Annotated in this window: 11 protein-coding genes; 3 read left to right on the forward strand and 8 right to left on the reverse strand. The window is 60.5% G+C overall.

All coding sequences use genetic code 11. The annotated features are described in order from the left end of the window. Positions 1–198: 198 nt before the first annotated feature. The 3 genes from hxpB to LD28_RS0116745 form a co-directional block, all read right to left on the reverse strand. Entirely contained in the window at positions 199–858 is a 660-nt protein-coding gene (gene hxpB, locus LD28_RS0116735; RefSeq protein WP_033138073.1) for a hexitol phosphatase HxpB, read from the reverse strand. A gap of 127 nt (positions 859–985) precedes the next feature. Then, the gene (gene purT, locus LD28_RS0116740; RefSeq protein WP_033138074.1) at positions 986–2,164 is read right to left on the reverse strand and encodes a formate-dependent phosphoribosylglycinamide formyltransferase; all 1,179 of its coding nucleotides are present in this window, start codon (positions 2,162–2,164) and stop codon (positions 986–988) included. An 85-nt stretch (positions 2,165–2,249) separates the two neighbouring features. Further along, a complete protein-coding gene (locus LD28_RS0116745; protein ID WP_033138075.1) occupies positions 2,250–3,140 on the reverse strand; it encodes a DMT family transporter in 891 nt (296 codons plus the stop codon). 226 nt (positions 3,141–3,366) lie between these two features. Between LD28_RS0116745 and LD28_RS0116750 the strand changes: the two genes are divergently transcribed. Beyond that, a complete protein-coding gene (locus LD28_RS0116750) occupies positions 3,367–3,954 on the forward strand; it encodes an FMN-dependent NADH-azoreductase (RefSeq protein ID WP_033138076.1) in 588 nt (195 codons plus the stop codon). A 140-nt stretch (positions 3,955–4,094) separates the two neighbouring features. On the opposite strand, the gene LD28_RS0116755 is transcribed toward LD28_RS0116750, so the two are convergent. The 4 genes from LD28_RS0116755 to LD28_RS0116770 form a co-directional block, all read right to left on the reverse strand. Continuing rightward, entirely contained in the window at positions 4,095–4,274 is a 180-nt protein-coding gene (locus tag LD28_RS0116755; RefSeq protein ID WP_033138077.1) for a hypothetical protein, read from the reverse strand. Positions 4,275–4,437: 163 nt separating this feature from the next. Beyond that, a complete protein-coding gene (locus tag LD28_RS0116760; protein WP_033138078.1) occupies positions 4,438–4,626 on the reverse strand; it encodes a DUF4250 domain-containing protein in 189 nt (62 codons plus the stop codon). A 2-nt stretch (positions 4,627–4,628) separates the two neighbouring features. After that, positions 4,629–5,093, reverse strand: coding sequence for a MarR family winged helix-turn-helix transcriptional regulator (locus LD28_RS0116765; RefSeq protein WP_005336856.1), 465 nt, complete (start codon positions 5,091–5,093; stop codon positions 4,629–4,631). 170 nt (positions 5,094–5,263) lie between these two features. Next, positions 5,264–6,478 (reverse strand): UPF0149 family protein, encoded by a 1,215-nt coding sequence (locus LD28_RS0116770; protein WP_033138079.1) that lies wholly within the window; start codon positions 6,476–6,478, stop codon positions 5,264–5,266. A gap of 232 nt (positions 6,479–6,710) precedes the next feature. Between LD28_RS0116770 and LD28_RS0116775 the strand changes: the two genes are divergently transcribed. Together LD28_RS0116775 and LD28_RS0116780 are read left to right on the forward strand one after the other, a co-directional pair. Further along, positions 6,711–7,589, forward strand: coding sequence for a CvfB family protein (locus LD28_RS0116775; RefSeq protein ID WP_241462310.1), 879 nt, complete (start codon positions 6,711–6,713; stop codon positions 7,587–7,589). A gap of 1 nt (position 7,590) precedes the next feature. After that, positions 7,591–7,902: a DUF1289 domain-containing protein gene (locus LD28_RS0116780; RefSeq protein WP_033138081.1), complete on the forward strand. Its 312-nt coding sequence runs from the start codon at positions 7,591–7,593 to the stop codon at positions 7,900–7,902. Between the two features lie 55 nt (positions 7,903–7,957). On the opposite strand, the gene LD28_RS0116785 is transcribed toward LD28_RS0116780, so the two are convergent. Continuing rightward, on the reverse strand, positions 7,958–8,175 hold a 218-nt coding region (locus LD28_RS0116785), incomplete at its 5' end, for a DUF440 family protein (protein WP_033138082.1).

An 8,175-nucleotide genomic window follows, 5' to 3' on the forward strand; every position in this document is an offset into this window, starting at 1 on the left:
TAAAAACGGGGCCGCAGGCAGGTATGCCAGTGGCCCCGTGAAGGATGCGAACTCCTTTTGGCGTGAGCTTATTTGGCCCAGCTGGCCAGCATTTCGCTATTGAGTTCGACCAGCGAGCTCAGCTGGTAGTTGGCGATAGCCAGACGCGGGTCACCTACCAGAGCCGGGCACATGGAACGATCTGCGCCTCTCGCTGGCTTATTTGGCCCAGCTGGCTAGGGTGTCAGCATTCAGCTCTGCGAGCGAGCTTAGCTGGTAGTTGGCGATAGCCAGACGCGGGTCTCCCACTAAAGCCGGATCCGGCACGATCAACGCCTTCATAGACGCCGCCTTGGCCGCCAGCAGACCGGTGAAGCTGTCTTCGATGGCCAGGCAGTGCACCGGCTCTACCCCCAGCTTTTCGGCGGCGTGGATATAGACATCCGGGTGCGGTTTGCCGAAACGTTCGATTTCAGCGGAGTGAACCGCCATAAAGCGATCGCGGATGCCGAGTTTGCCGAGCACCGCTTCTGCCATCGCAAACGGGGAGGAGGTCGCCAGACCCACTTTCAGCCCACGCGCCTCGATAAGGTCGAGTGCCTCCAGCACGCCTGCTTTGGCTTGACCTTCGGAGAGGATCAGGGCGTTGACCCGATCCAGAATGCGCTGCACCACCTCTTCCTGGGTCGGGCCGCTCCACGGGCGCAGGCGATACCAGTGGGCGACCAGCTGATCGATGCGCACACCGATGGTCGATTCGCAATCCTCTACCGTGTGGGGGTGACCCAGCTCGGAGAAAACGGCGATCTGGGCACGTTGCCAAAAGGGTTCCGAGTCGATCAGAACACCATCCATATCGAAGATCACGGCAGCTAACATCTTGTACTCCTGACAAATTTGAAGAGGGGATTATAAGCCTGACGGGGAAATGCAAAAGGGGCATTGCCATGCCCCTTGCGCCCGATCACATCGGCAAACGTTTGTTTTGCTGTGGCAAAAAAAGCCCTTAGAACATCACCTCGACCTTGGCGGCCACGGCTTTGGCTTTTTCCACCGCATCCTGGCAATCCTCTGCGCGGGTCAGCGCCACGCCAAGACGACGGCGACCGGCGATCTCCGGTTTGCCAAACAGCCGCAGCTGGGCACCCGGCACCAGCGCCAACGCCTCACCAATCCCCTGATAACGGATATCCTGGCTGTGCCCTTCGCGCAACACCACGGCAGAGGCGCTGGGCCCGTACTGGGCGATGGTGCCGACCGGCAGCCCCAGAATGGCGCGCACATGGAGGGCGAACTCGGAGAGATCTTGTGAGATCAGGGTCACCATGCCGGTATCGTGGGGGCGGGGGGAGACCTCGCTGAACCACACCTCATTGCCCTTGATAAAGAGCTCGACTCCGAACAGGCCGTAACCGCCGAGGGCCTCGACCACCTTGGCGGCCACCTCTTTGGAGCGGGCCAGCGCCAGTTCGCTCATCACCTGCGGCTGCCAGGATTCGCGGTAGTCGCCATCTTCCTGACGGTGGCCGATAGGCTCGCAGAAGTGAATGCCATCGACGGCGCGTACCGTGAGCAGGGTGATCTCGTACTCGAAGGGGACGAAGCCTTCGACAATCACCTTGCCGCGACCGGCGCGGCCACCCTCTTGGGCGTAGGTCCAGCTCTCATCCAGCTTGGCGAGATCGCGCAGCACACTCTGTCCCTTGCCGGACGAGCTCATCACCGGTTTCACCACGCAGGGCAGGCCGATGGCCTCGACGGCGGCGACAAACTCCTCCTTGCTCTGGGCGAAGCGGTAGGGGGAGGTGGGCAGACTCAGGGTCTCGGCAGCGAGGCGGCGGATCCCTTCCCGGTTCATGGTGAGCTGGGTAGCGCGGGCGTTGGGCACTACCTTGACCCCCTCTTGCTCGAGAGCGGCCAGGGTATCGGTGGCGATCGCTTCAATCTCGGGGATGATGAGGTCGGGTTTGACCTCGGCAACCAGGGCACGCAGGGCGTTGCCATCGAGCATGTCCAGCACGTGGGCTTTGTGCGCCACCTGCATGGCGGGGGCATTGGGGTAGCGGTCGGCGGCGATCACTTCGATCCCGAACCGTTGCAACTCGATGGCGACCTCCTTGCCAAGTTCGCCGGAGCCCAGCAGCAGGGCACGGGTGGCGCCGGGGCGGGTTGCGGTTCCAAACATACGATCTCTCCTGATGTCGATGGTCACTGTTGATGGCCGCTATCGCGGGAATAGCGGGCAAAAAAAGAGGCACGCATGGCGTACCTCAGGAAACGGATTTGTGAGCGCGCTGCTCCAGATGGGTCAGCAACGTAATGGCGCCGATGATGATGGCGGCGCCGAGCCACAGACGGCCGGGGGGCGCCCAGCCAAATACCAGCCAGCCCGCCAGCACGTTCATCGGCAGCTTGGCAAAATCGAAAGGCTGCACGAAGGAGGCCTCCGCCACGCTGTAAGCACGAGCGATGGACATCTGGGCCAGCGCCGTCAGCACGCCGGAAGCGGCCACCAGCAGCCACTGGCTCTCGCTCGGCCACTGCCACTCCGGCAGCGCCAGCATGAGGTTGAACGGGGTGCTGAAAATAAGCAGATACACCACTATGGTGTGGGATGATTCGTTGGCCGCCTGATAGCGTACCATCAGGGAGTAACCGGCCCAGAACAGCGCCGCCGCCACCGGCAGCAGGGAGGCCCAGTTGAATTCGTCGGTCCAGGGGGCGAGGATCAGCATGGCGCCGGCAAAGCCCGCCAGGGTGGCCAGAATACGGGCCCGGCTCACCTGCTCCTTGAGCAGCAGGGCGGAGCCCAAGGTGGCAAACAGCGGCGAGGTCATCAGCAGGGCGATCCCCTGCCAGATGGGAACGGGGAACGCCAGTGCCCAGAGCCAGAGCTGGATGCCGATCACTGCCAGCAACACCCGCAACAGGTGCAACCGGAACTGATTGGTCATCAGGGATTGGCGCAGGCCATGACGAACCAGCCAAGGCAGCAGGCAGACCAAGGCGATCAGGTATTGATGGAAGGCGACCTGGGTAGAGGCAAGGCCGAGTTTGAAGCTGACATACTGGCTCAGGCTGTTGACGGCGGCGAAGCAGAGTCCTGCCACCATCATCCAGACTGCACCGGCCAAAGGAGAGTGCCTGCGCGAGGGTATCATGGGATCCGGGTCGCTGGAAAAAAGTGCGGCGGATCATAACGGCAATCGTTTGTTCTGCCAAGGGTTGAAGCGCGGCCGCAGGGCTGGCTGGTGAGGAAGTGGCCTTGCATCAAAAATTTTGAACAAGTTGAGCATCTATTTTCGCTATCAGCAAATAAGCACAATGTTTAGAGTGACCTCCATCGACAGCAACGCTGTTCAACCGACAACCAAATGGAGTTTCACCATGGCCAATATCCTCGTACTCAAATCCAGCATCCTGGGTCAATATTCCCAATCCAACGCCCTGATCGACGGCTTCATCGCTCAGCATCAGAGCGATACCGTGACCGTGCGGGATCTGGCTGCCCTCAACCTGCCGGTGCTGGATGGCGAGCTGGCCTCCGGCCTGCGCGGTGGTGACAACCTGAGCGAGCGTCAACTGGCGGTGATCGCCCAGTCCGACGAGCTGATCGCAGAACTCAAAGCGAGCGATCTGGTGGTGATTGCGGCCCCCATGTACAACTTCAACATCCCGACCCAGCTGAAGAACTGGATCGATCTGGTGGCCCGTGCCGGCGTCACCTTCCGCTACACCGAGACCGGTCCGGTCGGTCTGGTTGAGAACACCCGTGCGCTGGTGATCAGCCCCCGCGGCGGTATGCACGTCGGCAGCGCCACCGATCTGGTGACCCCCTACATGCGCACCGTGCTGGGCTTCATCGGTATCAAGGAGGTGGATTTCATCTACGCCGAGGGGATGGGGATGGGCCCGGATGCCCAGAGCAAGGGGATGGAAGCGGCCAAGGCGCAGCTGGAAACCCTGGCTATCTAAGGGCTCTCTACCAAGGCAAGGGTTTTCTCTTCAAGGGGTTGCCCCGTCAGATACCACAACGCAGCCATCAGGCTGCGTTTGTTTTTTTGGTCGACGGTATCGCGGCAAGCGGGATCGTCTAAAAGAGGCTGGTGGAGTCACTACTCCATCATAAAGCGGCGACAACCGCGCAAGAGCAACAGCGCCACCGCGACCAGCAGGCCAAGCAAGAGGGTGGTCAGCCACTGTTCGGTACTTTGCGGCAATTGGGGCGTGAAGAGGCTGATCATCAACAGGGTGCAGAGCGTGATCAACAGGCTCTGTCGGGTCATCAATATCATGGGGTCATCCTTGGTTTGCTCACCTGAAACGAATCTAACGCCCTCTTGTGACAGGTTGATGTATCCGTGCATCACCCTGTTGGAGCTCTTCAGACCATATCAGGTTTTTACCGCAGAGCCAGCGCCATCACTGGCGCTGTGATCCCGATCCCGCTACCGACCCTTATCTGAACTGTTTCTGCGCTGGCTGGTAGTGAAAATCGCCGCTGGCGAGCCGCGCTTCCAGTGCCGCCTGATCGATCTCCTGCGCCTTGCAGAGATCGTCCAGATCGTCGTAGCGATCACGTAGCTGCATATTGACGACGCTCAGCAGCATGTTGACGTCCATGGTGGCGAATTTTTTCAAATCCATGATCACTTCTCCCGATCCAGCGATTGCAGCTGCTCGATGGCGGCGCTGACGCTGTGCAGATGCTGGCGGATCGCCTCGCGGGATTCGCTCGGCAGATAGTCGGTCAGGGTATGTTGCCAGCTGCCTGCTTCGCTCTTGAGTTGCAGGAAGAGGGCGAGACCGGCGTTGGTGAGGGAGACCAGGCTGATGCGTTTGTCCTGCTCACTGCTCTCGGTGAAGATGATCCCTTTTTCGACCAGACGGCGGATCTCGCGGGAGATACGCACCTTGTCCATGCCGCTTGCCTCGACCAGCTCTTTCTGACTGATGGGGTAGTTGGGGCCGAGCACCATCATCAGGCGCCACTGCGGCACGGTCAGCTGGTAACGCTGTTCATAAAACTGTTCGAAGGTATCCCGTAGCATCTCGGCGGCATGTACCAACTGATAGGGCGGGTAGTGAGCGAGTAACGCTATGATTTTTGACATATTACACCCTGCTGTGACGGCTGCATCAGATGCAGTTTCTTTTGATACTTTGACATTGATGATACGAAACTCAAGCTGATTTGTCTGACCCGGTTGCGATGAAATGTGCGGTGGCGCACGCCCTCAAGGAAAAACCGGGTCTGACCGACGGGATTTTAATCCATCACTGTTCAGCCTTTACGCAACCAGATGAGAGCGTTCTGCTTGAGCCAGGCCTCGCGGGTGTGGAGGGCGTAGAGCGCGGCCTCGTCACGACTGCCCGCTTGCCAGCTTTGCGGCTCCTGTTTGGGCAGCTTGCGCTGACCCAGCAGGCAGGCCGGAATGTGCGGGTTGGCCTCGATAGCGACCAGCAGATGGGGCTTGGCTGCATCAGCACCTTCGGTGGCAAAGACCATCAGCGCCTTGTTGTAGAGCAACCAGCTGGAGGCTTCATCGAAGCGCACCAGCAGGGCGGCCAGCGCCTGCCAATCCTCTTGCAGGGCATAGAGGGTGGCGAGGTTGTAGCGGCAACCCAGTTCATCGGCCACGCAGAGCGTCAGCAGATCCAGATACTCCGCTTTGGCCTCACCCAGCTTGCCAAGGCGCAGCAGGCAGTCGGCGCGACCGGCTCTGGCGGCCAGCAGGGGGCGCAGCTCGGGAGCACTCCAGCCGTGGCCGGCGACTTGCTGCCAGAAGGCTTCGTCAAACAGCGGGGTGGCATCGGCGATGATCTTCTCGAACCAGCCGAGGCGGGCCTGATGATCGCGGCAGCTGTCGGCCAGCTCGAACCAGGTCTGCCACTGCTGGGCCTGCTCGCCACTGAGGGCGACATCAGCGCTGGGGGCGGCCTGATACTGGTCGAGGTTGAGCAGCTGGTTGAGGGCGGTTTTCATGTTCTGGCGCTGGCGTTTGCAGAACTCGACAAAGGGGAGTTCGCTGGCGGCGGCGCTATAGAGCATCTGGGCCATCTGTTTGTCGCGAAACAGGCTCAGTTCGGCAGCCAGACTGAAGCGGTACTGGGTGGTTGGGTCATTCAAATCTTTCGGTCTGGGCCAAACGGCAAAGCCCTGGCTGAAACCGTAGCACCACTGACCGAGGGGATGGCTCTGCTCGAACACCTGCTCCGGGTTGTCGCTGGGCAGGCGGCACTGGCTGGGCAGGGCCAGCTGGGCGTCATCGGCTTGGGCTTCCAGCTCGGCGATCAGGTGGTTGAGGGCCTCTGCGCTCTTCTCATCCAGCTCGGCATCCTGTTCCAGCAAACCAGCCAGCGGGCGTTGCCAGTCAGGGCTTTCCGGCCCCACCAGACGGGCACAGAGAAAACCGTGCAGGGCCGGGTAGGTCATGTCCTGATCGCTGTGGCTCTGGATCCATTGATTAAGATGACGGGTACGAGTGGATGGGTTCATCGACAGTTCCTCTGGATTTGAACAGCCGCGAAGTCTACCTAAAAGTGGGGTTATTTGCAGTAAATGGCCGCCTGTTTGGCGATTTAATCACCATTGGCGAGTAAGATAGCGGCGAAAGGGCGGCCCGTGGTGGCTTGGGGACTAGGCCAGATCACTGCTCTTGAGGTAACATGCGCGCCCATAGGGGCCATGATTCAGTTGGCCCATCCGGGTAATGAAAAAAGAGAGCACCATGATACAGATTGGCAAGATGAACACCCTCACCGTTGTTGAACTCGAAGACCGTGGCGCCTGGCTTGCGGCCGATGAGTACGGTGAACTGCTGCTGCCCAAGCGTCAACTGCCGGAAGGGGTGAAAGAGGGGGATAGCGTGCAGGTCTTCCTCTATCTGGATGCCGATTGCGAGCCGGTGATCACCACCGACAAGCCGTTTGCCATGGTGGACGAATTTGCCGGTCTGAAGGTGGTCAATGCCAACAAGATTGGTGCCTTCCTCGACTGGGGCATGAAAAAGGATCTGTTCGTGCCGAGCCGCGAGCAGAACAAGCCGATGCAGGTGGGCCACGTCTATCTGGTGCGTCTGCAACTGGATAACGAAGGGCGCATGGTCGGCACCAGCCGCATCGAGCGTTTCCTGACCCCGGCCGGCAGCAACTTCAAGATCGGTGACGAAGTGACCGCCCTGCCGGGGGAGCACTCGCCCCTTGGCATCAAGGTGATCGTCAACGGCCAGTATCCCGGCATGCTGTTCAAGAATGAAGTGTTTGGCCGGGTGATGACCGGTCGGCCGCAAACCGCCTGGGTCAAGCAGGTGCGCGAGGATGGCAAGCTGGATCTGACCCTGCAAAAGCCGGGTCTGGCGCGGGTCGATGACGCCGGTGAGCGCATTCTGAGCCGGATGAAAAAGCAGGGCGGCAGTCTGGCGGTGGGTGACAAGAGCGAACCCGAGCTCATCTACAAGCTGTTCAGCATGAGCAAGGGCACCTTCAAGAAGGCGATCGGCGGCCTCTACAAGCAGGGCAAGATTGTCATCGAAGATAACGCCATTACCCTGACCGACGCCGGTGCCGCGCAGGTGCAAGCAGGCGAACAGGCGCAGGATAGCGAATAAGATGCCGAGCCCCTGTGTTGGCCTCTGCAAGGCGAAAGATGGGCTTTGCCTTGGCTGTGGCCGCACTCTGACCGAGATCGGCCACTGGTCGGCGATGGAGAGCAAGGCCCAGCTGGCGGTGATGGCCGAGCTGAATGGCTCGAAAAGCACCCACCGCTGCCCGGGGTGTGGCGAACCGGCCTATTGCGCCGTCTCTGCCGGCCAGACCATTGCGCAGTGCTGGTGCAGCCAGTTGCCGGTACTGCCGATGCAGGAGGCCAGCGCCTGCTGGTGCCGCCGCTGTCTGGCCAAGGCCATCGCGGCGCAGGATTAGCAGAGAACAGAAATAAGAGAGCACAGAAACAAGAAAGGCGCCGATGGCGCCTTTTTTATGCCTGTTGCTGGCGATGCCAGCGCACATGCACTTGATCTTCAGTCAGCAGACGGGGCAGCAGGAAGGTGGCGAAGATCACCTCAAACTCATCCTGATGATCCAGCAAACCGACCCACACTTCGACCCAGCGCTCCATATCGACCGGCTCACCCAGCTCAGTCGACCAGTCGGCATTGGGCAGGGTCGCCTCCACGGCGCCACGCTGCTCAAACT

It is taken from the genome of Aeromonas finlandensis (assembly GCF_000764645.1).
Lineage (GTDB): Bacteria > Pseudomonadota > Gammaproteobacteria > Enterobacterales > Aeromonadaceae > Aeromonas > Aeromonas finlandensis.

What these genes read in the sequence shown, in the direction of transcription:
- LD28_RS0116760 (WP_033138078.1), bottom strand. Translation starts at nt 4,626, where the DNA reads ATGGATTTGAAAAAATTCGCCACCATGGACGTCAACATGCTGCTGAGC.
- LD28_RS0116780 (WP_033138081.1), top strand. Translation starts at nt 7,591, where the DNA reads ATGCCGAGCCCCTGTGTTGGCCTCTGCAAGGCGAAAGATGGGCTTTGC.
- LD28_RS0116765 (WP_005336856.1), bottom strand. Translation starts at nt 5,093, where the DNA reads ATGTCAAAAATCATAGCGTTACTCGCTCACTACCCGCCCTATCAGTTG.
- hxpB (WP_033138073.1), bottom strand. Translation starts at nt 858, where the DNA reads ATGTTAGCTGCCGTGATCTTCGATATGGATGGTGTTCTGATCGACTCG.
- LD28_RS0116755 (WP_033138077.1), bottom strand. Translation starts at nt 4,274, where the DNA reads ATGATATTGATGACCCGACAGAGCCTGTTGATCACGCTCTGCACCCTG.
- LD28_RS0116775 (WP_241462310.1), top strand. Translation starts at nt 6,711, where the DNA reads ATGATACAGATTGGCAAGATGAACACCCTCACCGTTGTTGAACTCGAA.
- LD28_RS0116745 (WP_033138075.1), bottom strand. Translation starts at nt 3,140, where the DNA reads ATGATACCCTCGCGCAGGCACTCTCCTTTGGCCGGTGCAGTCTGGATG.
- LD28_RS0116750 (WP_033138076.1), top strand. Translation starts at nt 3,367, where the DNA reads ATGGCCAATATCCTCGTACTCAAATCCAGCATCCTGGGTCAATATTCC.
- LD28_RS0116770 (WP_033138079.1), bottom strand. Translation starts at nt 6,478, where the DNA reads ATGAACCCATCCACTCGTACCCGTCATCTTAATCAATGGATCCAGAGC.
- purT (WP_033138074.1), bottom strand. Translation starts at nt 2,164, where the DNA reads ATGTTTGGAACCGCAACCCGCCCCGGCGCCACCCGTGCCCTGCTGCTG.